The organism is Rhizobium sp. LjRoot254 (assembly GCF_964254105.1).
Classification (GTDB): domain Bacteria; phylum Pseudomonadota; class Alphaproteobacteria; order Rhizobiales; family Rhizobiaceae; genus Rhizobium_E.
Genome location: NZ_CAXUSM020000001.1, coordinates 4,314,559 through 4,339,287, shown reverse-complemented (window position 1 = coordinate 4,339,287; position 24,729 = coordinate 4,314,559). Strand labels below are relative to the sequence as shown.

The window sequence follows — 24,729 nt, the reverse complement described above, 5'->3', positions numbered from 1 at the left end:
GGAGCCTACAGGCTTCGGGCGTTGGCTATGGCCCAGCGGATATATTCGAGCATCAATTCCTTCTCGAAGCGCCGGAAACCCTTGAACAGGTCCTGATCAGCCTCGCGCGCCGCGTCCATCGCGGGGCCTTCGATGCTCTTTCCCTTTGCCGTGAGGAAATTGCAGGTCGCGCGTCGGTCTTTCGGGTGCTGCTTGCGCTCGATCAGGCCGTCGCGCTCCATGCGCCCAAGCGTGTTGGCGAGCGTCGCCTGCTCCACCTCCAGCCGGTCCAGCAACTCCCGCTGCGTCAGCCCGTCTTCGTTCCAGAGTTCCAGCAGCACGGGAAACTGTCCCGGCAGGAAGCCCAGGGAATACGCGCGGCTCGCGAGCGACTTGGAAAAGCCCTTCGCAAGTAAAGCGGAAAGATAGGCTGCTGAATCCATGCGGTTATGGGACATGGCTGATGAATAGAGCGGGATTCTGCTCAAGTCTCAAGAAAAATCATCTTCGTGGGGTAATATACACCGAAAAAAGCCGCGTTGACCCGATCGGACACGCGGCGGCGATGTTTTCTGAGAGAAAGCGGACAAGGGCCCGAGAGGGGGAAAGAGGGCCCTTGTCCGCATTAACAGCTGGCGAGGCGGGGGACGGAGCCTTTGTGCCAGCCTTTCGGTGAACATTCGTGTTCACCAGTATTGCTGATATGTGCCCCGAATGAGCTTCGTTCAAGTGCCGGCAAGGTTACAATTCTGTAATGGATTTGCGTTGGCGTGTTTCGTCGAATTCACGATGGCTCGATCACGCCCTTGCGAAGGATGATATTGCCGTAAAGACGGGATTCCGAGGTCTGTACGATGGTGTGGGCCGCCCGGACGCGAGCGTAGAAGAGGTCGGGGGCGAGGGGTGCGACATCCTGTCCCGGCTCCCATTTCAGGCAGATCGCGATCATCTCGACATGCACCGGATCGGGCTGGTCGGGACGATCGGCAACCACGGCGCGGAAGATCGCCTGCGGAACCCTGTCGTCGATAGGCATCACCGACAGCACGGCGTCGAGAACACGGATCACGCCATGGCCATCGGCGCGGACAAGGCGCCTCGCATGCTCCTCGCCGGGATAATTGCCATCGACCAGCGCGATCTCGTCGCCATGGCCCATCGAGCGCAATGTCGAAAGCAGTGCCGGGCTCAGCACCGGATCGATCCCCTTCAGCATCACGCCATCTCCTTGAAAAGAACGCTCTGGTCGATGTGGTAGCGGGAAAAGAGCGGCAGGCTCGCCGCCCCGATGGCGCGCGCCGCCGAGCCCACGAGCCCTTCCTCGACAATGGGCGGTTCGATGCCCTGAAGGTCGAGTTTCCCGAGTTCCCGCCGCGCGACTTCGGTCACTTGCGCCCGGACCGACGCGGCAAAGCCACCATCGATGATCACCGCCTCGAAATCGATGACGGAACAGACCGTGGCGATCGCAAAGGCCAGCGCTTTGCCGGTCATTTCGATCCAGCGGGCCGGGATTTCGCCGAAATCATCCCAGGTCTCCGGCGTCAACCAGATCGAGGACGGATCCTTGCCGGCCTCCAGCAGCAGCTTTTCCAGCAGCACCACGGACGCATGGTCGATCAACTGGTCCTGTCCGCCGTCGCGGCTCTTGAACGGCATGGAGCCGAAGGCGCCGGCGTTGCCTGTCCGTCCCGGATAGAGCGCATGGTTGAGCACCACGCCGCCGCCGATGAAGGAACCGAGGAAGAAATAGGCGAAGTCCGCAAAGCGCGGGCCATGGCCGAAGGCGAGTTCGGCCGCGCACGCCGCCGTGGCGTCGTTCTGGATGAAGACCGGGAAGGGCAGCCGCTCACTGAGCATCGCGGCAATGTCGGCGTTGCGCCAGGCATCCATGTCTTCGCGCGGCGCCCCCATTTCCTCCACCCAGTTCCAGAGCTCGAAGGGCAGGGCCGCGCCGAGACCCGCGATGCGCCGCCGGTCATCCGCCGAGATTGCCTCAAGGATCGTGGCTGTCCCCTTTTCGACGAACGCCACGATGCCTGCGGGCGTCGGATAGCGATATGCCTCATGCACTTGCCGCCGCACCCTCCCGGTGAAATCCATGAGGATCAGATCGGCGCTCCGGCGGCCGATCTTCAGGCCCAGCGACAGCACGCCATCCGGATTGAGGCTCATCGGTATGGAGGGCTGTCCCACCTTGCCGCGCTGCGGATTGCCGCGTTTCAACAGGCCGTCCTGTTCCAGCGCGCGCATGATGACCGACACGGTCTGTGCCGAAAGGCCCGTCCTGCGGGCGATCTCGGCCTTGGAAAGGCTTCCATGCCGACGGACAAGCGACAGCACCAGCCGCTCGTTATAGGCGCGGACACGGGTTTGGTTGGCGCCGCCCATCGGGTCGACCACCCCGGAAACGCCATCGGGATTCATCTCTGTAATCGCCATTGCCCTTTCTCCTCCCGGGCACTGGTATGTCAATGGCTCACGAACATGCCACATCCAATAAATAAATCAATTCACTTTATTTATTGACATGATTTTCATTCGATGCTTATTTTATCCCGGCTGATCGCACGGGCTGGAGGAGCTTAGCGTGATACCCGCATGGGTGCGATCGCTGGAACCGGCGGCGGAATTGTCCGCTGCCAGACATCATTCCTTGGGAGGAATTCATGAAAAAATCAGTTCTTGCCGCAACCCTCGGCGCGCTCGCGCTCGGCGTTGCTTTCTGCGGTTCTGCCAGTGCGGCCGACGTCTCTGCCTGCCTGATCACCAAGACCGACACCAATCCCTTCTTCGTCAAGATGAAGGAAGGCGCTGAGGCCAAGGCCAAGGAACTCGGCGTTGACCTCAAGTCCTACGCCGGCAAGGTCGACGGCGACCATGACAGCCAGGTCGCTGCAATCGAATCCTGCATCGCCGATGGCGCCAAGGGTATCCTGATCGCTGCTTCCGATACCAAGGCCATCGTCGACCAGGTCAAGAAGGCACAGGACGCCGGCCTTCTCGTGATCGCGCTCGACACCCCGCTCGATCCGGCAACGGCCGCTGACGCCACCTTCGCCACCGACAACCTGCTCGCCGGCAAGCTGATCGGCGCCTGGGCCGCCGCCACGCTCGGCGACAAGGCCAAGGATGCAAAGATCGGCTTCCTCGACCTGACCCCGTCGCAGCCGACCGTCGACGTTCTGCGCGACCAGGGCTTCATGATCGGCTTCGGCATTGACCCGAAGGATCCGAACAAGATCGGCGACGAAGACGATGCCCGCATCGTCGGCCATGACGTGACCAACGGCAACGAAGAAGGCGGCCGCACCGCCATGGAAAACCTCCTCCAGAAGGATCCCGATATCAACGTCATCCACACGATCAACGAACCTGCAGCTGTCGGCGCCTATGAAGCGCTGAAGGCCGTCGGCAAGGAAAAGGACGTCCTGATCGTGTCTGTCGATGGCGGTTGCCCGGGCGTCAAGTCGGTCGCTGAAGGCGTAATCGGCGCGACGTCGCAGCAGTATCCGCTGCTGATGGCATCGCTCGGCATCGAAGCGATCAAGAAGTTCGCCGACACCGGCGAAAAGCCCAAGCCGACCGAAGGCAAGGACTTCTTCGATACCGGCGTGGCACTGGTGACCGACAAGCCGGCTGCAGGCGTAGAGTCCATCGACGTCAAGACCGGCACCGACAAGTGCTGGGGTTGATCGCCTGACCATCCGGGTACACTATACCTCGAGGGCGGCTCCGGCCGCCCTCTTTAAACCGTAAGACCGGCAGCATAAGCCGGGCAGCGGCTTATCACCCCTTGGGAGGGCTACCATGGCCAGCATTCAGGAATTCGAGAAGGTTCTCGATCAGAGCGACACATCGGTCGCCAGTTTCGAAAGCCAATCGGCACTCCAGCGTATCCAGCATTTTCTGCATTCCAAGCCGGCGGCAACCCCGGCCATCGTTCTCATTCTTTCGATCGTCGTATTCGGTTTTCTGAAGGGTGAACGCTTTTTCACCGCCGGCACGCTGACGCTGATCCTGCAGCAGATCGCGGTCGTAGGTATTCTCGGCGCTGGCCAGACGCTCGTCATCCTGATTGCCGGCATCGATCTGTCGATCGGCGTCATCATGGTCCTGTCGGCCGTTGTCATGGGCAATTGCGCGGTGACCTACGGAATACCCGCGATCCTGTCGGTTCCGATCGGCATGCTGACCGGCGCGCTCTGCGGCCTGCTCAACGGCTTTCTGGTCGCCAAGGTCAAGCTGCCGCCCTTCATCGTGACGCTGGGCACCTGGTACATCATCATGGCGACGAATTTCATCTATTCGGCCAATGAGACGATCAGGCGTGCCGACATCGAAACGTCGGCGCCATTGCTCGGCCTGTTCGGCACGAGTTTCAAGATCGGATCGGCTGTCTTCACGCTCGGCGTCATCGTCATGGTGGTCCTTGTGCTGGTGCTCTGGTACGCGCTCAATCACACCCCCTGGGGACGCCACCTTTATGCGGTTGGCGACGATCCGGAAGCCGCGAAACTCTCGGGTATTCGCGTCGATCGCGTGATGCTTGGCACATACACACTGGCCGGCCTGATCGCCGCGCTCGCCGCCTGGGTCTCGATCGGCCGCAATGGTTCGATCTCCCCTTCATGGGCGGTCACCGACTACAATCTTCAGGCCATCACCGCAGCGGTGATCGGCGGCATATCGCTGTTCGGCGGGCGCGGCTCGATCCTCGGAACGCTTATCGGGGCGATGATCGTCGGCGTCGTGTCGATGGGATTGAACATGCTGGGCGCCGACCCGCAATGGAAGGTCGGCCTGACCGGCGTCCTTATCATCTCGGCGGTCGCGATCGACCAGTGGATCAGAAAGGTGGCAGGCTGATGGAACCTCTTCTCACCGCACGCGGCGTTACCAAGCGCTATGGCCGCGTCACAGCGCTCGACAGCTCCGACTTCGATCTCTATCCCGGCGAAATCCTCGCCGTGATTGGCGACAACGGCGCCGGCAAATCGTCCCTGATCAAGGTGATCTCAGGAGCCGTCAGGCCTGACGAAGGCGAGATCCGCATCGATGGCAACGTTGTCCATTTCTCCAATCCCATGGAGGCCCGGGCTGCCGGCATCGAGACGGTCTACCAGAATCTCGCACTGTCGCCGGCGCTGTCGATCGCCGACAACATGTTCCTCGGCCGCGAAATTCGCCGCGAGGGTCCGCTCGGCTCTATCTTCCGGATGCTCGACCGGCCCAAGATGGCGAAGATCGCCCGCGACAAGCTCAGCGAACTGGGGCTGATGACGATTCAGAATATCCACCAGGCGGTGGAGACGCTCTCGGGCGGCCAGCGCCAGGGTGTCGCCGTGGCGCGTGCCGCGGCATTCGGCTCGAAGGTCATCATTCTCGACGAGCCGACGGCCGCGCTCGGCGTCAAGGAGTCGCGCAAGGTGCTCGAACTCATCCTCGACGTGAAATCGCGCGGCATGCCGATTGTGCTGATCTCGCATAACATGCCGCATGTGTTCGAAGTCGCCGACCGCATCCATATCCACCGGCTGGGCAAGCGGCTCTGCGTGATCAACCCGAAGGAATACACGATGTCGGACGCGGTCGCCTTCATGACCGGCGCCAAGGCTCCGCCGGCCGAGGCGATGGCTGCCTGACGAAGCTTCGGTTTCGAGCATGACAAGAGCCGGCGGTCTTGATTGTCCGCCGGCTTTTTCTTGTGCTATTTCGAGCAAGGCGTTAAGGCATCCCAGACTTCAGAGGAGCCTTTGATGACGTCACTCACGATCCGCCGCCCTGACGATTGGCATTTGCACTTGCGCGATGGCGATATGCTGAAGGGCGTGCTGCCCTACACCTCCGCCCATTTCGCGCGCGCGGTCATCATGCCCAATCTCGTGCCGCCCGTTGTGACGACCGCCGATGCCCAGGCCTATCGCGAACGGATCATGGCGGCGCTGCCGGCGGGCGACAGGTTCCAGCCGCTGATGACGCTCTACCTGACCGAAGGCACGAACCCCGACGACGTCGAGGAAGGTGCGAAATCCGGCTTGGTCACGGCCGTGAAGCTCTATCCCGCAGGTGCCACCACGAATTCGAACTCGGGTGTTCGCAATTTCGAGAACGCGATGCCGGTGCTCGAACGCATGGCGAAGATCGGCCTGCCGCTCTGCATTCACGGCGAGGTGACGACACCTGAGGTCGATATCTTCGATCGCGAGGCGGTGTTCATCGAGACCGTGCTCGATCCGCTGCGCAAGCGGCTGCCCGAACTGCGCATCACGCTGGAACACGTGACCACCGCCGACGGCATTGACTACATCAACGCATCGAAAGCCAACCTAGCCGGTTCGATCACCACGCATCACCTGATCATCAACCGGAACAATATCCTCGTCGGCGGCATCCGTCCGCATTATTACTGCCTCCCGATCGCCAAGCGCGAGAACCATCGCCAGGCGCTCCGCAAGGCCGCGACCTCGGGCAATCCGAAATTCTTCCTCGGCACGGATTCGGCTCCGCATGTCGATCCGCTCAAGGAATGCGCCTGCGGCTGCGCCGGCTGCTTCACGTCGATCAACACCATGTCCTGCCTCGCCCACGTCTTCGAAGAGGAAGGCGCGCTGGACAAGCTCGAAGCCTTCGCGTCGCTCAATGGCCCTGCATGGTATCGGCTTGCGCCGAACGAGGAGCGGACGACCTTGGTCAAGCGCGACACGCCGGTCGAATTCCCGCCGAGGATCGAGACAGGCGCTGGGCCGGTGACAGTGTTCGATCCGCTCTTCAAGTCGCACTGGGACGTCACCTGACGCTGGACAGTCGACCTTCATGAGCGCAGTGTCGAACGAGATTCGGCAGGCTCGAGGAGGGTTTTACTATGGCCGCGTATCTGATTGCCGATATCGATGTAACTGATGCCGAGGCCTTTGCGGAGTATCGCCGGAGGGTGCCGGAAACGGAGGAGCGCTATGGTGGACGCTACCTCGGACGTGGCGGCGAAACACATGTCCTGGACGGCGACTGGCAACCCAACCGGCTGGTCATCATCGAGTTTCCTGACATGGAGCGCCTGCTGTCCTGGTATCGTTCGCCGGAATATGCGCCGCTTATCGAAATCAGGCACCGATGCGCCCGTTCCAAGATCGTCGCCCTTGATGGCGTGCCAACGCCGGGCTGATTAGGCCACTTCCACTTCAATCTGACCTCGAATGCGCTGGCGATCACTTCACCTCGATCGCCAGCGCATGAAGTCCCTCATCGAAGGCGAATTTCAGTGCGGCGTTGATCTCGCGGTGCTGGTTGACGCGGCTCTTCCCGCCCAGTGCGTCGGCCGAAATTCGAATGCGATAATGCGTGTCGTTGGTGGCCGCCGCTTCCGGATTATGCCCGGCATGCAGATTGCTTTCGTTGACGATTTCGAGAAGGCTGGGGTGGAAGGCGGCTTCGAGGGCGGACCGCATCCGGGGTTCGAGGCTCATGGCGCATGCTTTCGCTAAAAGCCCCCACAAAGCCTAGAACTTTCCGATTTGTCAATTCTTGCAGTGCGGCATCGGCAGACCCATAATGTGGGGATGAAACTGGATTCCAAATATTTCGATTCCATCCGCACCCGGCGCAAGGGTCCGAAGGCCGAAGAGCCGCCTTCGAAGCCCGTTTGTCAGTGGGATGGCTGCGAGAAGCCGGGCGTGCATCGCGCGCCGGTGGGCCGCCATGCCGAAAACCAGTATTTCGTCTTCTGCTTCGAGCATGTGAAGGAATACAACAAGGGTTATAACTATTTCTCCGGCCTGTCGGACACCGAGGTCGCGCGCTACCAGAAGGAAGCCGTGACCGGAAATCGCCCGACCTGGAGCATGGGCGTCAACAAGGACGCCAAATGGGCGCCGAAGCAGAACCAGGCGCGGGCGGGTGCCGCCAAGATGCGCGACCCGTTCGGCTTCACCGGCTGGCGCATGAACCAGCGCTCCGAACCCACCGAGCACCGGCGCCTCAAGCCACTCGAAACCAAGGCCTTCGATACGCTGGGCCTGGTGTCCGGTGCCACGTCAAGCGACATCAAGTCGCGATACAAGGAACTGGTCAAGAAGCACCATCCTGACGCAAATGGAGGAGATCGCGGCTCGGAAGAACGATTCCGCGCGGTGATCCAGGCCTATCAATTGCTCAAGCAGGCGGGCTTTTGCTGATCGTCCCGCGCTAATCTTGTTGTCACACGCCAAAACCCGCGATAGGACATGCGCCTGTGATTTTTGCGGCCGTTCATCGCCGGTCGCTCTGGAGATATGATGACGAAGATGGATCTTGAAACTTTAAAGCTTCCGGACACCAAAGTTTCCGTCCGGGAGAAATTTGGCATTGATTCCGATATCAGCGTGCCTGCCTATTCCGAAGCCGACGCCCATGTGCCGGACCTCGATCCCGACTATCTGTTCGATCGTGACACCACGCTCGCCATCCTGTCAGGCTTTGCGCATAATCGCCGCGTGATGGTCTCCGGCTATCACGGCACCGGCAAATCGACGCATATCGAGCAGGTGGCGGCGCGCCTCAACTGGCCCTGCGTCCGCATCAATCTCGATAGCCATGTCAGCCGTATCGACCTCGTCGGCAAGGACGCCATTGTTCTCAAGGATGGCAAGCAGGTCACCGAATTCAAGGACGGCATCCTGCCCTGGGCCTACCAGCACAATGTCGCGCTCGTCTTCGACGAATACGATGCCGGTCGCCCGGATGTGATGTTCGTCATCCAGCGCGTGCTGGAAGCCTCCGGCCGCTTGACGCTGCTCGACCAGAGCCGGGTCATCCGCCCGCATCCCGCCTTCCGCATCTTTGCTACCGCCAACACCGTCGGCCTCGGCGATACGACCGGCCTCTATCACGGCACGCAGCAGATCAACCAGGCCCAGATGGACCGTTGGTCGATCGTCAGCACGCTGAACTATCTGCCCTTCGAGCATGAAGTGAACATCGTCGCGGCGAAGGTGAAGCATTTCGTGGCCGACAAGGGCCGCGATGCGGTCGCCAAGATGGTGCGCGTCGCCGAACTCACCCGCGCCGCCTTCATCAATGGCGATCTGTCGACCGTCATGAGCCCGCGCACGGTGATCACCTGGGCGGAAAATGCTGCCATCTTCGGCGATGTTTCCTTCGCTTTCCGGCTGACCTTCCTCAACAAGTGCGACGATCTCGAACGCGCGCTGGTCGCCGAGCAGTACCAGCGGGTGTTCGGCGTCGAGCTCAAGGAAAGCGCCGCCAATCTGGTGCTTGGCGTCTGAGCGCCCTGGAATAGGACATGGCTGGAGCAGGCGATAATTCTCGGGCAAGACCGGGCCAGGTGGCGGATCTCGAACCGTTCCGCCGGGCACTGACCGGCTGTATCCGCTCGATCGCGGGGTCGGCGGAAGTCGAGGTGAATTTCGCCAACGACAAGCCGGGCGTGGTCGGCGACCGCATGCGCCTGCCGGAACTCTCCAAGAAGCCGAATGCCGGCGAACTGGCGGTTCTGCGCGGGCTGGGCGATTCCATGGCGCTGCGCCGCGCCTGCCACGATGAGCGGCTGCATTCTTCTCTCGCCCCGGCGAGTCCTGACGCTCGCGCCATCTATGACGCCGTCGAGCAGGCGCGCGTCGAGGCGATCGGCGCCAGCCGCATGGAAGGCACCGCGCAGAACCTGCATTTCATGCTGTCCGACAAATATTCGAAGGCGAATTTCCGCGGCATATCCGGCCGTGACGACGCGCCGATCGAAGAAGCAATGTCGATGATGGTCCGCGAAGTGCTGACCGGCACGCCGCCACCCGCGAGCGCCGGCCAGGTGCTCGATCTCTGGCGCAACTTCTTCAAGGAGAAGGCCGAGAAGGAAGTCGGCTCGCTGAAGAATGTCATGGAAGACCAGGAGGCGTTTGCCCGGTTGGTGCGCAACATGCTGGCATCGATGGATCTCGCCGAAGACATCGGCGACGACTCCTCGCAATCCGACGACGACGATAGCGCATCCGAAGAGAACCAGCCGCGCAGCCAGGAGGAGAACGACGATTCCTCCGAGGATGACGCGGGCACCGAGGAATCGCCGGCGGAAGAGAACGAAGCCGCTGACGACCAGATGGATCAGGGCGAGACCGACGGCGCCGAAATCTCGGAAGACGACCTCATGGAAGAGGGCGACGACGAATCCGAGACGCCCGGCGAAGTCAAGCGGCCCAACAATCCCTTCGACGAACTCAACGAGAAGGTCGATTACAACGTCTTCACGCAGGAATTCGATGAGGAAATCGCCGCCGACGAACTCTGCGACGAAGCCGAGCTCGACCGCCTGCGCGCCTTCCTCGACAAGCAGCTTGCCCATCTCTCGGGCGCCGTCGGCCGCCTCGCCAACAAGATGCAGCGTCGGCTGATGGCGCAGCAGAACCGCTCGTGGGATTTCGACCTCGAGGAAGGCTATCTCGACACAGCTCGGCTGACCCGCATGGTGATCGATCCGATGCAGCCGCTCTCCTTCAAAATGGAGCGTGACACCAAGTTCCGCGATACCGTGGTGTCGTTGGTTATCGACAATTCGGGCTCCATGCGTGGCCGCCCGATCACGGTTGCCGCGACCTGCGCCGACATCCTGGCGCGCACGCTGGAACGTTGTGGCGTCAAGGTCGAGATCCTCGGCTTCACCACCAAGGCCTGGAAGGGCGGCCAGTCACGCGAAAAATGGCTCGGCAGCGGCAAGCCGGCCTCCCCCGGCCGCCTCAACGACCTGCGCCACATCATCTACAAGTCGGCCGACCAGCCATGGCGGCGGGCCAAGCGCAATCTCGGCCTGATGATGCGCGAAGGCCTGCTCAAGGAAAACATCGACGGCGAAGCGCTGATCTGGGCGCATAACCGTCTGCTTGCCCGGTCCGAGCAGCGCCGCATCATGATGATGATCTCGGACGGCGCGCCGGTGGATGACTCGACACTGTCGGTCAATCCGGGCAATTATCTCGAGCGGCATCTGCGTGCGGTCATCGAACAGATCGAGACCCGCTCGCCGGTCGAATTGCTGGCCATCGGCATCGGTCACGATGTCACGCGATACTACAAGAAGGCCGTGACCATCATCGATGCCGACGAGCTCGCCGGCGCGATGACCGAACAGCTTGCGGCGCTTTTCGAGGATGATGCGGCGTCCGGCCATACTGGCCGCAGCCGCAAGCGTGCCTGACCAGAAATCGGCGGAAGGATGCTTGCGTGGCGGTGAAAAAGAGATGGACGATTGCAGCATTCCTGCCCTTCGTCCTGTTTGCCGCATTCTTCCCCGCAGCTTTCGGCGGCCAGCCCGCCAGGGTCGATGGCGAGGTCATATCAGTCAAGTCCCTGGTCATCGACGAATTCAAGCGGGGCGCGGGAAAACGATTCGGCGAGCTTGAATATCTCGGCGGTCTCGTCATGGCGACCAAGAATGGCGAGATGGGCGCAGTATCCTCGATCCGCATCCTGCCCGATCTCAAGCATTTCATTTCAATCATGGATACCGGCCATTGGGCCGTGGGCGAGCTCGAGCGCGACGCCGGTGGCAGGCTCTCCGGTATCGGCGACTACAAGATCTATTCGATGGTCGGTTCGGCCAGCCGCAAGAGCAAGGACCACAAGGACAATCTCGATGCCGAAGGCATGGTGATCACGGACGGCGAAATCCATGTCAGCTTCGAGCGCGACCATCGCATCGCTGCTTTCCCACTGGAAGGATTCGAGACGGCAAAGCCGGTCGAAATCGAGAAGCCGGTGCTCGACAAGGGCTATAGGCTACGAAGCAATGGCGGCATGGAGGCCGTTCTGAAATCTCCCAGCGATGGACCGTTGGAGGGCGCGTTGGTCTATATCTCCGAGCGCAGCTACAACGACCAGGGCAATTTCATATCAGGCGTGCAGGCCGGACCTGAAAAGGGCATGTTCTTCGTCGAACGCGTCGGCGCTTATGACGTGACCGACGGCGTGTTTCTCAAGGACGGCACCTTCCTCTTGCTGGAGCGCAAGTTCGGCCTGAAGGATGGTATCGGCATGCGCATCCGCAGGTTCGAGGGCAAGGACATCGAACCCGGCAAGACGATCAGCGGATCGATCGTCATGGAGGCGGATTTTTCCCACCAGATCGACAATATGGAAGGTCTGGATGCCTTCACCGCTGCCGATGGCTCGACCCATCTGATCGTCACATCCGACGACAACCATTCGCTTCTCGAGCGGAATCTGCTGCTGGAATTCAGGTTGGTGGAGTAAGGTCCGCAAAAGTCCGACAAAATAAGAGATTTCGGGCACCTTCATCAAACCGTTGGATTGATTTGCGATGGCTAATGGTCTGATAATGCAGCGCAGCAAGAGTCTCCAGGACGGCGGACATTCCCATGATCCAGTATGATTTCATCGTGATCGGCAGCGGACCGGCAGGACGCCGCGCCGCCATCCAGGCAGCAAAGCTCGGCAGCAAGGTCCTGGTGGTGGAAAAGGGCACGCGCGTCGGCGGTGTCTCGGTCCATACCGGCACCATTCCGTCCAAGACCTTGCGCGAGACGGCGCTCAACCTGACGGGTTGGCGCGAGCGCGGCTTTTACGGCCGCGCCTATCGCGTCAAAGCGGAGATCAGTTCCGAGGATTTGCGGCGCCGCCTGCTGATCACGCTCGACCACGAGGTCGAAGTTCTCGAACACCAGTTCTCCCGCAACCGGGTCAATCACATCAGGGGCCTTGCCCATTTCGTCGACAGGAATACGCTCGAGATCGAAAAGTCCGACGGCGAGATGATGCAGGTGCGCGGAACGGCAATCCTGCTTTCGATCGGCACCAAGCCGTTCCGCCCGCCAAACATTCCCTTCGATCATGACAAGATCATCGATAGCGACGAACTGCTTGAGATCAAGGACATTCCGCGTTCGATGATCGTCGTCGGCGCCGGCGTCATCGGCATCGAATATGCCACGATCTACAGCGCGCTCGATACGGCGGTGACGGTGGTCGAGCCGCGCACCACCATGCTCGATTTCATCGACCGCGAGATTGTCGACGACTTCACCTACCAGCTCCGCGACCGCAACGTGAAACTGCTCTTCGGCCAGTCCGCCGACAAGATCGAGCGCGAACCCAACGGCCGCTGCAAGGTGACGCTGTCGAATGGCCGCACCGTGACCGCCGAGATGGTTCTCTATGCCGCCGGCCGCATGGGCGCGACGGCTGCGCTGAAACTCGAAAACGCTGGCCTCACGGCCGATGCGCGCGGCCGCATCAAGGTCAATCCTCTGACCTTCCAGACCGACGTGCCGAACATCTATGCCGCAGGCGATGTCGTCGGCTTTCCGAGCCTTGCATCGACCGCCATGGAACAGGGGCGCATCGCCGCCCGCCATGCCATCGGCGTGCCGACGCAGGAGCCGCCGCAATTCTTCCCCTACGGCATCTATGCCGTGCCGGAGATTTCGACCTGCGGCCTGACCGAGGAAGAAGTGAAGGACCGCCATATCGCCTATGAATGCGGCATCGCGCGCTTCCGGGAGACCTCGCGCGGCCACATTATGGGCCTCGACAACGGCATGCTGAAGATGATCTTCTCGATGAAGACGCGGCGGCTGCTCGGCGTGCATATCGTCGGCGAGGGGGCAACCGAGCTGATCCATATCGGCCAGGCGGTGCTCAACTTGAAGGGCACGGTCGATTACTTCGTCGAAAATACGTTCAACTACCCGACGCTTGCCGAGGCGTACAAGATCGCCGGCCTCGATGCCTGGAACCGCATGGGGGAAGCGGCTCCCGAGCAACAGGAAGCGGAGCAGGAAACGCAGCAGGAAGCGGCGCAATAACTTCGCTGCCGGCACACTGTCTTATTGCACTGATGGCCTCGTCCCAAGACGGCTCAACTGGCCGTCTTATTCCTCGGTGGACGACCGACGAAACCATATGACAACTACTTGAAGTACCGCTAATATTTCTTCCTGGGGATTTCTTTGCGATCGGGTGAATAAAGCAAAGCTGCGCCCCGTAATGCCGTCAGCGGTTCAGTTCTCGCGGGACGCGGGATCGGCCGGATCGTCTTATTCTCAAGGGGGATTCAATGGATTTTGCAACAGCTGTAAAAACTGTTCTCGTGCAGAAATACGCCAAGTTCGATGGGCGTGCGATGCGCTCGGAATTTTGGTGGTGGACACTTTTTTCCTTCATCGTAAGCATCGTGCTGTATCTCATCGATATGATGTTGGGCACCCAGTTGCTGCAGCCGATCTGGGTCTTGGCGACACTGCTTCCTGCGATCGGCGTGGGCGTGCGTCGCCTGCACGATATCGATAAATCCGGTTGGTGGCTGTTGATCGCCATCACCATCATTGGTGCGTTTGTGCTGCTCTATTGGTACTGCCAGCCGGGCACGCCGGGCGACAACCAATTCGGTTCTCCTACCGCCTGATCGTCCATCTTCAACTATACGACCCGGGTTCAGTCTCATCGGCTGGACCCGGTTTTTATTCGCCCTCATGTCAGATACTTCTCCGTGGGCGGACCGGTCCATGCGGCTGGCCGGTGACGATGGCGATGACATCCATGAGGGTCTCGATAACCTTGGCAAGCATTGTCTTGATCCTTCCAATGAGGGCATTCTCTCAAGCTTGCCGCCATCGCTCAAACGAGTATATTGGCCTCGTCACATGACTTGAGGTTATGCATGAAGCGCGGCCGCCTCCCTTTGACGGCGTTGAGAAGCTTTGAGGTCGCGGGAAGGCTGCTCAGCTTCACCCGCGCAGCCGAGGAGCTGTTCGTTTCCCAGGCCGCGATCAGCCGGCAGATCCGCGAGCTGGAGGCGTCGATCGGCCGACCGCTGTTCGAGCGCCGGCATCGCGCCGTAGTGCTGACAGATGACGGCGCGGCACTTCTCGCGACGCTCACCGATGCCTTCGACAGGATCGACGGCAGGCTTTCCAGTCTGATGGCAATGCCGTCTTCCCGGAGCGTCACCATCAGCGTTGAGCCGACCTTCGCCGTGCTCTGGATGGCCCCCAACCTCGCCGATTTCCTGTCCTCGAACCCTGACATCGATGTGACAATCGAGTCCGATGTGCGGCTGGTCGAGTTCCGGTCCAATGAAGCTGTGCTGGCCATCCGGCATGGCAGCTCCGTCAGTGCATGGCCTCGCACCGAAGCGCGCCACCTGGCCGACGTGGAAATGGTGCCCGTCATCGCGCCGTCCCTGCTTGCGACGGGAACGCCGCTCACCCGGCCCGCCGATATCCAGCAATTCGAATTGCTGCATGAGGAGAACCGCCGGGTGTGGGCCGATTGGTTCCGGCATGCAGGCGCGCCAGAGGACAGTTGCGACCGCGGCCCGGTCTTCGCTGACGGTGGCCTGGTAATACAGGCGGCGCTGCGAGGCCACGGCGTCGGATTGTGCGACCGGATATTCGCCGAAGAAGAGATCGCGGCAGGGCGGCTCATCCGGCCGTTCGACATCGGCCTGCCGTTCGGGGCATTTTACCTCGTGGCTCGGAATTTCAAGGCCTTGTCCGAACCGGCCAGGGCGCTCGCGAACTGGCTCCAGCGCCGGTTTGAAGAGCCCGCGCCGGGCGCGGCCGAGAAAACAATCCTTGCCGCAGTGCAACAACAATGAGACAGTACGGTGACAGCGGCAATGCCGCTGCTAGCGTCAGCTGATCGGCCGCCGGCCTGTCCCTACGTGCGCGTGCAAGGAACGGGACCATGCTGATCCGCTTTGGCTACGACATCACGATTACCTGCCCGCAACCGACGCCGCTGGTATGCCTCCTGAATTCTCATGCCGACCGGGCCGGCGATATCCGTGCGGTCGAGCAGGTGGTCACCCAGCCCTCGGTGCCGAACAGCAGCTACACCGATCTCTTCGGCAATATCTGCCGCCGCTTCGTGGCGCCCGCCGGTGATTTCTCGATCTGGGGCGACGGCACGATCGAGGACAGCGGGCTGCACGACCCGGTCTTTGCCGATGCGCAGGAGATCGCCGTCGCCGACCTTCCGAGCGAATGCCTCGTCTTCCTGATGGGCAGCCGCTATTGCGAGACGGACCGGCTCAGCCAGATCGCCTGGGATCTGTTCGGCAACATGGCGCCGGGTTGGGGCCGCGTGCAGGCGATCTGCGACTTTGCCAACAAGCGCATCAAGTTCGGCTATATGGACGCCCGCAGCACCCGCACGGCCTATGAGGCCTATGAGGAACAGATCGGCGTCTGCCGCGACTATGCGCATCTCGCCATCACGCTGCTGCGCTGCATGAACATACCGGCGCGCTATGTGAACGGCTATCTCGGCGATATCGGCGTGCCGATCCTCGATCCGCAGGATTTCTCGGCCTGGATCGAGGTCTATATCGGCGGGCGTTGGATGACGTTCGACCCGCGCAACAACATTCCGCGCATCGGCCGCATCGTCGTTGCCCGTGGCCGGGATGCGGCGGACGTGCCGCTAATCAATTCCTTCGGCCCGCACGAGTTGAAGCAATTCCGGGTCTGGACCTATGATGTCACTGGCCTGCCGCTACCCCTGCCGCCCATCAGTCACTGAGTCTGGATTCGGCCAATCAGGTCAGGGAAAGCAACTTGTCTGACGCCAGCCAGAAGGGCGGAAGCGCCAGTGGTGCATGCGACATCGGCAGCAGGCAGGGTTTGAGTTCGACGCCGATCTCTTGTTTGATGAAGGCGCGCCGGGCTTCGATGCGGGCATGAACGGCGGGGTAGAGCGCCTTGAGTTGTTGGCGTAGCGCCGCGTCGGCGAAGGTCACGCTGTCCTCGTGGTTCAGCGTCCAGTTATCTTTCATCGGCACGGGAATGACGTCGACCTGGAACGGCATGCCGGCGCGCAGCTTCTCAGTCGAGCCCGGCCGCACCGGCGTATGCACCCATTCGTCATGCCCGACCAGATGGCCCGGATTGAGCGCCTGGTCGATTCCGCCGGCGTTGAGCGCTTCGGTGACGCGCGCGAACATCTCGCCGCCCGTCACGCCGATATCGGCAACATCGTACCAGGCAATCAGGCCCCTGAAATAGGCCTTGGCCAGATCGAGGAATGCATCGTCGTGATCGGTGAAAAGGCCCGCCCGACAGGAGAGTCCGCCCCAATAGCCCACGGCGGTGGTCACGCCATCGCCCTTCCTGAGCGTCCGTCCGTTGGGGCTGCGCAGGCCAACAACGGTCGCACCCGGCGAGGCAGATGCGAACATGACATGGCAACTCAGCGGTTCGCCGGCATAGCCCATGCGGCTTGCGGCCAGGAACTCGTTGTCGCCTTCCCCAGCGCCCTGCACGATGCGCCAGACGGCGGCGGAAGCGCGGCCGGCCGCCCATTCCATCGCGGCGATCTCGTGCACGTCGACGACGGCGCGCAGTCCATTTTCCGGATGCATGAGGATGGAGGTCGCATCGGTCAAGGCCTTCGGATCGCCGGCAACGGCGCGCAGCGTATCGACGACGACGGCCGGAACCTGGAAAGTCGGCATTGGTCCGCGCCATTCTTCGGGTCCGAGATATTTCCAGCCGACGAGGCCGATCGTATCGCCCTGACTGAGTCCGATTTCACCAAGCACGTCTTCCAGATTCGGCTTGTCGGCGCGGGTCTGGCCCATCAGGCTCAATGTCTGGCAGAGCACCACCTCGATGCCGGGCAGACCCGCCAGCGGCGCGTAGCTCTGGCTCTCGTTGCCGGTCACCAGCACGCGGCGCCCACCCTTGCCGAGGATCAGCAGCGCCTCTTCGAATCGCGGCTCGAAGCCGGTGATGAAGGCCATGTTGGCGAGATGCTCGCGGTCGGCATAGATGACCAGCCAGTCCTTGCCCGCCTGCCTATAGGCAGCATCCGCCCGGCTCGCATAGATCTCCGCCGGGATTTCCGGCCTGAAATGCGGCACCTCGAAATCAGGAAGCTGGATTGGACGAAGCGTGATGGCCATGAATTCTCCCCCGGATTGTCTCGGGACAATAGCAAGGAAGACAAAAAGGTCCACCGTCCGCCCTTTCCTCATCCGGCCCTTCTTGCTAAGCGCTTTGAAACGCACCGATCCGGGAGTCCGCCGATGTTTTCCAATGCATTCACCGACAAGGCCACCATGGCCCACCTGATGGCCAAGATGCTCTGGGAGATCAAGGCGGTGCATTTTCGGCCCGAGGAACCCTACAAGCTCGCTTCCGGCATGATGAGCCCGGTCTATATCGATTGCCGCAAGCTGATCTCCTATCCGCGCATCCGATCCGCTGTGATGGATTTCGCTGCCGCGACCGTGATGTCGGAAGCAGGCTTCGAGCAGTTCGATTGCGTCGCGGGCGGCGAAACGGCGGGCATTCCGTTCGCGGCTTTCCTTGCGGAGCGGCTGTCGCTGCCGATGATCTATGTCCGCAAGGCGCCGAAGGGCCATGGCCGCAACGCCCAGATCGAAGGTGAGATGAAGGAGGGCGCCCGCGTCCTCGTCATCGAGGATCTGACCACGGCAGGCGGCTCGATGTTCACCTTCATCGATGCGATCCGCAAGGCCGGCGGCATTGTCGATCACGGCATGGCGCTGTTCTACTACGGCATCTTCAAGGAGGCCGAGGCGCGCTTCTCCAATGGCGGCGTGACGCTTCATCATATTGCGACCTGGCGGCAAGTGCTGGAGGTCGCGCGTCAGCAGGCGCTGTTCGATAACGACAAACTGGCCTCGGTTCAGAAGTTCCTCGACGATCCGCTCGCATGGTCTGCCGCGCATGGCGGCGTATCGGCGCTGCCGGTCAGTTGACGGTTTCGCCTAGCTAGCCCGCGCTTGGGGTATCTCGCTCGGTTTGGTCTTCGCGAGCTCGCCCAGAAAACTATCGCACCAGTGAAACACGTCGTTGGTGCGGAGCACTGAAATCATGCTCCGCCAGCGCTGTTGCCGCTCCAGCAGCGGCATGACGAGTGCGCGCGCGATCGCATCCGCCGTCCCCTCGACATCGTAGGGGTTCACCAGCACGGCATCCCTGAGTTCCTGTGCGGCGCCGGCAAAGCGCGAGAGCAGAAGCACGCCCGGATCTTCTTCGCTCTGGGCTGCGACAAACTCCTTGGCGACGAGGTTCATGCCGTCACGCAGCGGCGTTACGAGCGCCAATTTGGCCATGCGGTAGAGCCCGGCAAGGGCCGGGCGGCGCAATGATCGATTGACGTAGCGGATCGGCACCCAATCGACGGTGCCGAGCGCACCATTCACCCGCCCGGCCTGCTCGGCCACTGCGCGCTGCATCGCCTCATATTCGGGCACCTCGGAGCGTGATTTCGGGGTAATCTGCAGCAGCGTCACCTTGCGCTGGCTTTCCGTGTGCCGGATGAGGAACTTCTCGAAGGCGTCGATGCGCTGGGTGATGCCCTTGGAATAATCGAGCCGATCGACGCCGATGATCAGTTCCTTGCCGTCGAGGCTCTGGAGCATCCGCTTTGCTAGCGTGGTGCCCGCAGCGCGTTCTGCCAGAGTCGTGAAGGCGTCGGTCTCGATGCCGATCGGATAGGATTCCGCGACGAGATCCCTCCCTCCGATGCGGAATTCCGTCTCGCTCAGCCGTTCGCCGATTTCAAGCCGGGCAAGGCAGTCGGCAAAATTCTCGCGATCGTGGACGGTCTGGAAACCCACCACATCATAGGTTCCGAGATTGCGCAGAAGCGACTCGTGCACCGGCATGGTGAAAAGCACGTCCGGCGCCGGCCAGGGGATATGCAGGAAGAAGCCGATCCGGTTGGTGACCCCCAACTGCCTGAGTTCGGATGCCAGCGGGATCAGATGATAGTCGTGGATCCAGATCAGGTCGTCGGGCTCGATCAGCGGCAGAAGTCGGCTGGCGAAGAAGCGGTTGACCCGGAAATAACCCGCCATTTCCCGCCGGCCATATTCGGCGAGGTCGAGCCTGTAATGGCAGATCGGCCATAGCACGCGGTTGGCGAAGCCCTGGTAATATTCCTCGAGATCAAGGTCCGTGAGGTCGGTGAGTGCATATTCGATTTTGCCCACCTTGTGGGACGTGAGAGGGCCAACATCCTCCGACCCGGTGGATTTTCCCGACCAGCCCAACCAGATGCCGCCGCGCGCTTCGAGGGCGGATTGAAGCGCGACCGCGAGGCCGCCGGCGGGCGCCATTCCAGTCTGGTCGGGCAGGGGAACGCGATTGGAAACGACGATCAGGCGACCCATTGCTCACTTTGCTCGGTACATGTACATGCACCCTAAAGTCCCTGGCCCCGGGTATGGTTCCGGCCGAGGCAGAAGAAAAGCAGGCAGCAGTCATCGCTCCGACAAGAGGCAGCGACGTGCATCGCCCTCGGAAAGCCAGAATGTAACGCTTTAGTCTCCGGCAAGGTTCATCTGCGATATTCTTGACCTAACTAGGCCCGCAAGGCTAGAACTCCCAGCAGATGCGGCTTCGGAAAGGACATCGGGTATCAGCAGTATGTATCACGCGACAACGCGCGAAATCGAAGTCAGTGTCGAACCCTATTATCTTGCCGAACAATCCGACCCGGCAGACAGCCGCTATGTCTGGGGGTACAGGATCGTCATTGCCAATAATTCGGATCAGCAGGTCAAGCTGATCAATCGCTATTGGAACATCACGGATGAGAACGGCCAGGTCGACGAAGTGACTGGGCCCGGTGTCGTCGGCGAACAGCCGGTGCTCAATCCCGGCGATACCTACGAATATAATTCCGGATGCCCGCTCGACACGCCATCAGGCGTGATGTTCGGGCACTACCAGATGGAAGGCGAAACCGGGGAGTCCTTCGACGTCGCCATCCCCGCTTTTTCGCTGGACACACCGGGCATCCAGCGAACGCTCAATTAAGAGCCTCTAATTGGGCCTTAGAAATTCCGACGGATCGAACTTATAGACGGTGGAGCAGAATTCGCACTCGACGCGAATCTCGCCGTCCTCGATTGTCGACGCGATCTCTTCCGCCGAAAAGCCGGACAGTACGCCATGCAGCTTGTCACGCGAGCACGAGCAGCGGTCATGCACCGGCTGGGCGTCATAGACGCGCACGCCGCGCTCGTGGAACAGCCGGTAGAGCAGCCGTTCGACGCCGAGATCGGGGTCGGTCAGTTCTTCCGCTCCGACGGTAGAGGTCAGCATCTGCGCTTCCGCCCAGGTATCGTCTTCCTCGAATTCCTGGCCGTTATCGCCATCACCGCCATGCAGGTCGCGCTGGCGCATGCGCTCGGGCGCCTGCGGCAGGAACTGCACGACCATGCCGCCGGCACGCCAGCTGTGGCGCGGCTTGCCGTCCGGATCGCGATCGAAAAGTTCGGCCGAGGCGAGCTTGACCCGGGTGGGGATCTGTTCGGACTGGCGGAAATAGGCCGCAGCCGCTTCTTCAAGCGTCTCGCCGTCAAGCGCGACGATGCCCTGATAGCGCTGGCTATCCTCGCCCTGATCGATCGTGAATGCGAGTATGCCCTTGCCAAGCAGTTCATGCGGTTCGGTCTTGCCGGCAGCCTGTGCTGCGGCCAGTGCCTGTTCGTCGAAACGGGCATAACCGCGCACGCCGTCGGGTGCAGTGAAATCGGCAACAAGGAAATTCACGGGGCCATCGCTCTGGGTCTGGACGATCAGCTTGCCCTGAAATTTCAACGAGGTGCCGAGCAACACCGTCAGCGCGATCGCCTCCGACAATAACCGCGCCACCGGCGGCGGATAGGCATGCCGGGACAGGATCGTGTCCGTCAGGGGTCCAAGTGTAACGGCACGACCGCGCACATCGAGTCCTTCCACCTGGAAGGGAACGACGCGATCATCACCAGCGAACCCGGTCTTGCCGGGATTGAGTTCGATTTCGGCCATCATTGTCTCGGAGATCATTGACGCAGCACCATAATCGGCTGCTTTTCGTTGGCCTTCAAGTAGTCAATTGGACAACGAATTCAAGTCCGAAGTTTTTTCGGCCCACCACATCATTCCCCGCAAGATATTCAACGGCCGTTCTGGGATCGCTTCCTAGGCGTCGATTCTGGCAATGGGCCTCGAAAGAATGGCAGCTTCGACTCGCTCGAAGCCACGAGCAATCACGCCTAGAAACACCGTGCAGAAACTGAGCACGAAAGCGATCCCACCGAACATCTCCAGGGTGTTCCGGGTAGGATGCTTTACCTCGAACCAGGCAGGGCCGAAAAGTAAAACGACGGCAACAATGGCGAGGACGTATCCAATCTTGCTCACGCGATGCCCGAACATCGTATCTCCTTTGCTCCCTTGCACTCAATGCTGGAAGTCGATTACGCGAATTCTTGCGAGAAAACAACCAAGCCGAGGTAGTCTCAGATGCCCATTCCGAAGAGGCCAGTCGTCAGATCGCACCCAGGCACCATGCCAGCACGGATTTCTGCGCATGAAGGCGGTTCTCGGCTTCGTCGAAGACGACCGATTGCGGCCCGTCGATCACCTCGTCGGTGACCTCCTCGCCGCGATGCGCCGGCAGGCAATGCATGAACAGCGCATCGTCTTTGGCGTGCTTCATCAGTGCGCCGTTGACCTGGTAGGGCTGGAACACGTTGTGGCCGCGTGCGCGATGCTCCTGGTTCATCGACACCCAGGTATCGGTGACGACGCAATCGACGCCGTTCACGGCCTTTTCCGCGTCATGGGTCAGCATGATGTTGCCGCCATTGTTGCGCGCCCAGTTGAGATATTTGTCGTCAGGCTCGCTGCCGAGCGGCACGGCCATGTTCATCCGGTAGCCGAAGCGGGCGGAGCCCTCGATCAGCGAGTGCAGCACATTGTTGCCGTCGCCGGTCCAGGCAACCGTCTTGCCGGAGATCGGGCCGCGATGCTCCTCGAAGGTCATGATATCAGCCATGATCTGGCAGGGATGGGTCGCGTCGGTCAGGCCGTTGATGACGGGAACAGTCGCATGCTCGGCCAGTTCCAGCAGGCGGGAGTGATCGGTCGTGCGGATCATGATCGCATCGACATAGCGTGACAGAACCTTGGCTGTGTCGCCGATTGTCTCGGCGCGGCCGAGCTGCATTTCGGTGCCGGAGAGAAACAGCGTCTCGCCACCGAGCTGACGCATGCCGACGTCGAACGACACGCGGGTGCGGGTCGAGGGCTTCTCGAAGATCATCGCCAGCATCTTGCCGGCGAGCGGCTTGTCGGGATTGCCCGACTTGAGTGCTGCCTTGCGGCTCTTGGCGTCATCCATGATGACCCGGAGGTCGGCTGCGGAAACTGCGGAGAGATCGAGAAAATGCTTAGCGGACGCCATACGCGTGATCCTTGCCTGTCTTATCTTGAAATGTTTAGTCGAATTTCAGGGTGAGACAAAGCATCATCGGTGTGCGAGCTTTTCGGCAGCCTTTTCGAGCCGGACGAGGCCCTCGCGGGCATCTTCAGCAGTGGTTACCAGCGGCGGCAGTAGGCGCACGACATTGTCGCCCGCCATGACGGCCAGCAGCTTCTCGCCGCGGATCGCCTGCAACAGATCGGCGGCCGGCACCTTCGCCTTGATGCCGATCATCAGGCCTTCGCCGCGGATTTCCTCGATCACCTCGGGGAAGCGATCCGAGAGCGAAGCGAGACCCTGGCGGAAGACCAGCGCGACATCGTTGACATGCTGCAGGAAACCCTCGGCAAGCACGACGTCGAGCACGGCATTGCCCACCGCCATCGCCAGTGGATTGCCGCCATAGGTCGAGCCATGCGTGCCGGTGACCATGCCGGAAGCGGCTTCAGCGGTTGCGAGGCATGCACCCATCGGAAAGCCACCGCCGATGCCCTTGGCCACGGCCATGATATCGGGCGTGATGCCCGCCCGTTCATAGGCGAAAAACTTGCCTGTACGACCGACGCCGCACTGTACCTCATCGAGGATCAGCAGCAGGTCGTGCTCGTCGCAGAGCGCTCGGATCGCCTTGAGGAATTCCGGCGAGAAGCTCCGCAGCCCGCCTTCGCCCTGGACCGGCTCGAGCAATATGCCGGCAGTCGCTTCGGTGATCGCCGCTTTCACGGCATCGAGGTCCTCGAAAGGCACCTGGTCGAAGCCGGGGGCCTTGGGGCCGAAGCCGTCGATGTATTTCTGCTGGCCGCCGGCCGCGATCGTCGCGATCGTCCGGCCGTGGAAGGCGCCTTCGAAGGTGATGATGTGGAATTTTTCCGGATGGCCCTTGGAATAATGGTAGCGGCGCGCGGTCTTGATCGCGCATTCCAGCGCCTCGGCGCCCGAATTGGTGAAGAACACCTTGTCGGCGAATGTATTCTCGATCAGCCGCCGGCCCAGTTTCTCCTGCCCGGGGGATTCATAGAGATTGGATGTGTGCCAGAGCTTCTCGGCCTGCTCCTTCAGCGCCGCAACCAGATGCGGATGCGCGTGCCCGAGCGAGTTGACGGCGACACCAGCCGCGAAATCGAGATAGCGGTCGCCGGTTTCGGTGATCAGCCACACGCCTTCACCTCGCTCGAAGCGCATCGGGGCGCGAGCATAGGTGTCGTAAAGTGTAGCGGCATCCGCCATCGCGGTTCTCCTGGTCTATCCTGTCGTGGATGGTTGCTCCATGCCGATGCCCGGCCACGCCCGGCTCGGCAAAAGCAAAAAGCCGCCCTTTCAGGCGGCAGCGGCACTATTATCATTTGATCTTCCGCCGTCAACAAAAACCCGCAATTCCGCGCCACTTGGCCCAACTGCTCGAATAGGAGCGTTCCCGTGACAGGTGGTCCGCCGCGCATCAAAATGACGGTTGACAAATCAATCTTGGGGATAAGTCAAAAATTGATTCCCGCAGATTCCAGTCACTCTTGTCATGGA

At 61.2% G+C, this 24,729-nt stretch carries 25 protein-coding genes; 15 read left to right on the top strand and 10 right to left on the bottom strand.

Annotated elements, in window-relative coordinates; genetic code table 11:
• Positions 1 to 5 precede the first annotated feature (5 nt).
• The 3 genes from ACSQ26_RS21355 to ACSQ26_RS21345 form a co-directional block, all read right to left on the bottom strand.
• Positions 6 to 437: a MarR family winged helix-turn-helix transcriptional regulator gene (locus ACSQ26_RS21355; protein ID WP_436015392.1), complete on the bottom strand. Its 432-nt coding sequence runs from the start codon at positions 435 to 437 to the stop codon at positions 6 to 8.
• Positions 438 to 763: 326 nt separating this feature from the next.
• A complete protein-coding gene (locus ACSQ26_RS21350) occupies positions 764 to 1,195 on the bottom strand; it encodes an RbsD/FucU family protein (RefSeq protein WP_436012428.1) in 432 nt (143 codons plus the stop codon).
• Positions 1,195 to 2,421 carry an ROK family transcriptional regulator gene (locus ACSQ26_RS21345; RefSeq protein ID WP_436012426.1) on the bottom strand — a complete coding sequence of 409 codons (1,227 nt, stop codon included), beginning with the start codon at positions 2,419 to 2,421 and terminating at the stop codon, positions 1,195 to 1,197. Before ACSQ26_RS21345 ends, ACSQ26_RS21350 begins: the two co-directional genes overlap by 1 nt.
• Before the next feature lie 227 nt (positions 2,422 to 2,648).
• Between ACSQ26_RS21345 and ACSQ26_RS21340 the strand changes: the two genes are divergently transcribed.
• From ACSQ26_RS21340 to ACSQ26_RS21320, 5 genes are all read left to right on the top strand, one after another.
• Positions 2,649 to 3,674: a sugar ABC transporter substrate-binding protein gene (locus ACSQ26_RS21340; RefSeq protein ID WP_436012424.1), complete on the top strand. Its 1,026-nt coding sequence runs from the start codon at positions 2,649 to 2,651 to the stop codon at positions 3,672 to 3,674.
• Positions 3,675 to 3,789: 115 nt separating this feature from the next.
• On the top strand, positions 3,790 to 4,848 hold the full coding sequence (locus ACSQ26_RS21335) for an ABC transporter permease (RefSeq protein WP_436012422.1): 1,059 nt from the start codon (positions 3,790 to 3,792) through the stop codon (positions 4,846 to 4,848).
• Entirely contained in the window at positions 4,848 to 5,624 is a 777-nt protein-coding gene (locus ACSQ26_RS21330) for an ATP-binding cassette domain-containing protein (protein WP_436012420.1), read from the top strand. Before ACSQ26_RS21335 ends, ACSQ26_RS21330 begins: the two co-directional genes overlap by 1 nt.
• A 114-nt stretch (positions 5,625 to 5,738) precedes the next feature.
• A complete protein-coding gene (pyrC, locus tag ACSQ26_RS21325) occupies positions 5,739 to 6,776 on the top strand; it encodes a dihydroorotase (protein ID WP_436012418.1) in 1,038 nt (345 codons plus the stop codon).
• A gap of 68 nt (positions 6,777 to 6,844) precedes the next feature.
• Positions 6,845 to 7,144 (top strand): DUF1330 domain-containing protein, encoded by a 300-nt coding sequence (locus ACSQ26_RS21320; RefSeq protein ID WP_436012416.1) that lies wholly within the window; start codon positions 6,845 to 6,847, stop codon positions 7,142 to 7,144.
• Positions 7,145 to 7,187: 43 nt separating this feature from the next.
• On the opposite strand, the gene ACSQ26_RS21315 is transcribed toward ACSQ26_RS21320, so the two are convergent.
• Positions 7,188 to 7,445, bottom strand: coding sequence for a BolA family protein (locus tag ACSQ26_RS21315; RefSeq protein ID WP_258159929.1), 258 nt, complete (start codon positions 7,443 to 7,445; stop codon positions 7,188 to 7,190).
• A gap of 93 nt (positions 7,446 to 7,538) precedes the next feature.
• Here ACSQ26_RS21315 and ACSQ26_RS21310 point away from each other — a divergent pair, with 93 nt between their 5' ends.
• The 8 genes from ACSQ26_RS21310 to ACSQ26_RS21275 all read left to right on the top strand — a co-directional run bounded on the left by ACSQ26_RS21310 (position 7,539) and on the right by ACSQ26_RS21275 (position 16,506).
• Entirely contained in the window at positions 7,539 to 8,153 is a 615-nt protein-coding gene (locus ACSQ26_RS21310; protein ID WP_436012414.1) for a J domain-containing protein, read from the top strand.
• A gap of 96 nt (positions 8,154 to 8,249) precedes the next feature.
• Positions 8,250 to 9,242, top strand: coding sequence for a cobaltochelatase subunit CobS (gene cobS / locus ACSQ26_RS21305; RefSeq protein WP_436012412.1), 993 nt, complete (start codon positions 8,250 to 8,252; stop codon positions 9,240 to 9,242).
• Positions 9,243 to 9,259: 17 nt separating this feature from the next.
• Positions 9,260 to 11,161 carry a cobaltochelatase subunit CobT gene (gene cobT / locus ACSQ26_RS21300; RefSeq protein ID WP_436012410.1) on the top strand — a complete coding sequence of 634 codons (1,902 nt, stop codon included), beginning with the start codon at positions 9,260 to 9,262 and terminating at the stop codon, positions 11,159 to 11,161.
• Positions 11,162 to 11,187: 26 nt separating this feature from the next.
• Positions 11,188 to 12,216, top strand: a complete 1,029-nt coding sequence (locus tag ACSQ26_RS21295; RefSeq protein WP_436012408.1) for an esterase-like activity of phytase family protein — start codon at positions 11,188 to 11,190, stop codon at positions 12,214 to 12,216.
• Between the two features lie 125 nt (positions 12,217 to 12,341).
• Entirely contained in the window at positions 12,342 to 13,787 is a 1,446-nt protein-coding gene (gene sthA / locus ACSQ26_RS21290) for a Si-specific NAD(P)(+) transhydrogenase (protein WP_436012406.1), read from the top strand.
• Between the two features lie 251 nt (positions 13,788 to 14,038).
• Positions 14,039 to 14,386: a DUF805 domain-containing protein gene (locus ACSQ26_RS21285; RefSeq protein ID WP_436012404.1), complete on the top strand. Its 348-nt coding sequence runs from the start codon at positions 14,039 to 14,041 to the stop codon at positions 14,384 to 14,386.
• Positions 14,387 to 14,641: 255 nt separating this feature from the next.
• On the top strand, positions 14,642 to 15,580 hold the full coding sequence (locus tag ACSQ26_RS21280) for a LysR substrate-binding domain-containing protein (protein WP_436012402.1): 939 nt from the start codon (positions 14,642 to 14,644) through the stop codon (positions 15,578 to 15,580).
• 89 nt (positions 15,581 to 15,669) lie between these two features.
• Positions 15,670 to 16,506: a transglutaminase-like domain-containing protein gene (locus tag ACSQ26_RS21275; RefSeq protein ID WP_436012400.1), complete on the top strand. Its 837-nt coding sequence runs from the start codon at positions 15,670 to 15,672 to the stop codon at positions 16,504 to 16,506.
• 16 nt (positions 16,507 to 16,522) lie between these two features.
• Here ACSQ26_RS21275 and ACSQ26_RS21270 read toward each other — a convergent pair whose 3' ends face one another.
• Complete coding sequence (locus ACSQ26_RS21270) at positions 16,523 to 17,887, bottom strand: Xaa-Pro aminopeptidase (protein ID WP_436012398.1); 1,365 nt, start codon at positions 17,885 to 17,887, stop codon at positions 16,523 to 16,525.
• 123 nt (positions 17,888 to 18,010) lie between these two features.
• Between ACSQ26_RS21270 and ACSQ26_RS21265 the strand changes: the two genes are divergently transcribed.
• Entirely contained in the window at positions 18,011 to 18,709 is a 699-nt protein-coding gene (locus ACSQ26_RS21265; RefSeq protein WP_436012396.1) for an orotate phosphoribosyltransferase, read from the top strand.
• Between the two features lie 9 nt (positions 18,710 to 18,718).
• Here the strand turns inward: ACSQ26_RS21265 and otsA are convergent, their stop codons facing one another.
• Entirely contained in the window at positions 18,719 to 20,128 is a 1,410-nt protein-coding gene (gene otsA, locus ACSQ26_RS21260; protein ID WP_436012394.1) for an alpha,alpha-trehalose-phosphate synthase (UDP-forming), read from the bottom strand.
• Between the two features lie 256 nt (positions 20,129 to 20,384).
• Between otsA and apaG the strand changes: the two genes are divergently transcribed.
• Positions 20,385 to 20,777, top strand: coding sequence for a Co2+/Mg2+ efflux protein ApaG (apaG, locus tag ACSQ26_RS21255; RefSeq protein ID WP_436012392.1), 393 nt, complete (start codon positions 20,385 to 20,387; stop codon positions 20,775 to 20,777).
• A gap of 6 nt (positions 20,778 to 20,783) precedes the next feature.
• Here apaG and ACSQ26_RS21250 read toward each other — a convergent pair whose 3' ends face one another.
• The 4 genes from ACSQ26_RS21250 to ACSQ26_RS21235 all read right to left on the bottom strand — a co-directional run bounded on the left by ACSQ26_RS21250 (position 20,784) and on the right by ACSQ26_RS21235 (position 24,438).
• Entirely contained in the window at positions 20,784 to 21,773 is a 990-nt protein-coding gene (locus tag ACSQ26_RS21250; protein ID WP_436015390.1) for an Hsp33 family molecular chaperone, read from the bottom strand.
• 153 nt (positions 21,774 to 21,926) lie between these two features.
• Positions 21,927 to 22,163, bottom strand: coding sequence for a hypothetical protein (locus tag ACSQ26_RS21245; protein WP_436012390.1), 237 nt, complete (start codon positions 22,161 to 22,163; stop codon positions 21,927 to 21,929).
• Positions 22,164 to 22,275: 112 nt separating this feature from the next.
• Complete coding sequence (gene argF / locus ACSQ26_RS21240; RefSeq protein ID WP_258159942.1) at positions 22,276 to 23,193, bottom strand: ornithine carbamoyltransferase; 918 nt, start codon at positions 23,191 to 23,193, stop codon at positions 22,276 to 22,278.
• Positions 23,194 to 23,256: 63 nt separating this feature from the next.
• Positions 23,257 to 24,438, bottom strand: coding sequence for an aspartate aminotransferase family protein (locus ACSQ26_RS21235; protein ID WP_436012387.1), 1,182 nt, complete (start codon positions 24,436 to 24,438; stop codon positions 23,257 to 23,259).
• Positions 24,439 to 24,729 lie beyond the last annotated feature (291 nt).

What these genes read in the sequence shown, in the direction of transcription:
- ACSQ26_RS21355 (WP_436015392.1), bottom strand. Translation starts at nt 437, where the DNA reads ATGTCCCATAACCGCATGGATTCAGCAGCCTATCTTTCCGCTTTACTT.
- ACSQ26_RS21350 (WP_436012428.1), bottom strand. Translation starts at nt 1,195, where the DNA reads ATGCTGAAGGGGATCGATCCGGTGCTGAGCCCGGCACTGCTTTCGACA.
- ACSQ26_RS21345 (WP_436012426.1), bottom strand. Translation starts at nt 2,421, where the DNA reads ATGGCGATTACAGAGATGAATCCCGATGGCGTTTCCGGGGTGGTCGAC.
- ACSQ26_RS21340 (WP_436012424.1), top strand. Translation starts at nt 2,649, where the DNA reads ATGAAAAAATCAGTTCTTGCCGCAACCCTCGGCGCGCTCGCGCTCGGC.
- ACSQ26_RS21335 (WP_436012422.1), top strand. Translation starts at nt 3,790, where the DNA reads ATGGCCAGCATTCAGGAATTCGAGAAGGTTCTCGATCAGAGCGACACA.
- ACSQ26_RS21330 (WP_436012420.1), top strand. Translation starts at nt 4,848, where the DNA reads ATGGAACCTCTTCTCACCGCACGCGGCGTTACCAAGCGCTATGGCCGC.
- pyrC (WP_436012418.1), top strand. Translation starts at nt 5,739, where the DNA reads ATGACGTCACTCACGATCCGCCGCCCTGACGATTGGCATTTGCACTTG.
- ACSQ26_RS21320 (WP_436012416.1), top strand. Translation starts at nt 6,845, where the DNA reads ATGGCCGCGTATCTGATTGCCGATATCGATGTAACTGATGCCGAGGCC.
- ACSQ26_RS21315 (WP_258159929.1), bottom strand. Translation starts at nt 7,445, where the DNA reads ATGAGCCTCGAACCCCGGATGCGGTCCGCCCTCGAAGCCGCCTTCCAC.
- ACSQ26_RS21310 (WP_436012414.1), top strand. Translation starts at nt 7,539, where the DNA reads ATGAAACTGGATTCCAAATATTTCGATTCCATCCGCACCCGGCGCAAG.
- cobS (WP_436012412.1), top strand. Translation starts at nt 8,250, where the DNA reads ATGATGACGAAGATGGATCTTGAAACTTTAAAGCTTCCGGACACCAAA.
- cobT (WP_436012410.1), top strand. Translation starts at nt 9,260, where the DNA reads ATGGCTGGAGCAGGCGATAATTCTCGGGCAAGACCGGGCCAGGTGGCG.
- sthA (WP_436012406.1), top strand. Translation starts at nt 12,342, where the DNA reads ATGATCCAGTATGATTTCATCGTGATCGGCAGCGGACCGGCAGGACGC.
- ACSQ26_RS21285 (WP_436012404.1), top strand. Translation starts at nt 14,039, where the DNA reads ATGGATTTTGCAACAGCTGTAAAAACTGTTCTCGTGCAGAAATACGCC.
- ACSQ26_RS21280 (WP_436012402.1), top strand. Translation starts at nt 14,642, where the DNA reads ATGAAGCGCGGCCGCCTCCCTTTGACGGCGTTGAGAAGCTTTGAGGTC.
- ACSQ26_RS21275 (WP_436012400.1), top strand. Translation starts at nt 15,670, where the DNA reads ATGCTGATCCGCTTTGGCTACGACATCACGATTACCTGCCCGCAACCG.
- ACSQ26_RS21270 (WP_436012398.1), bottom strand. Translation starts at nt 17,887, where the DNA reads ATGGCCATCACGCTTCGTCCAATCCAGCTTCCTGATTTCGAGGTGCCG.
- ACSQ26_RS21265 (WP_436012396.1), top strand. Translation starts at nt 18,011, where the DNA reads ATGTTTTCCAATGCATTCACCGACAAGGCCACCATGGCCCACCTGATG.
- otsA (WP_436012394.1), bottom strand. Translation starts at nt 20,128, where the DNA reads ATGGGTCGCCTGATCGTCGTTTCCAATCGCGTTCCCCTGCCCGACCAG.
- apaG (WP_436012392.1), top strand. Translation starts at nt 20,385, where the DNA reads ATGTATCACGCGACAACGCGCGAAATCGAAGTCAGTGTCGAACCCTAT.
- ACSQ26_RS21250 (WP_436015390.1), bottom strand. Translation starts at nt 21,773, where the DNA reads ATGGCCGAAATCGAACTCAATCCCGGCAAGACCGGGTTCGCTGGTGAT.
- ACSQ26_RS21245 (WP_436012390.1), bottom strand. Translation starts at nt 22,163, where the DNA reads ATGTTCGGGCATCGCGTGAGCAAGATTGGATACGTCCTCGCCATTGTT.
- argF (WP_258159942.1), bottom strand. Translation starts at nt 23,193, where the DNA reads ATGGCGTCCGCTAAGCATTTTCTCGATCTCTCCGCAGTTTCCGCAGCC.
- ACSQ26_RS21235 (WP_436012387.1), bottom strand. Translation starts at nt 24,438, where the DNA reads ATGGCGGATGCCGCTACACTTTACGACACCTATGCTCGCGCCCCGATG.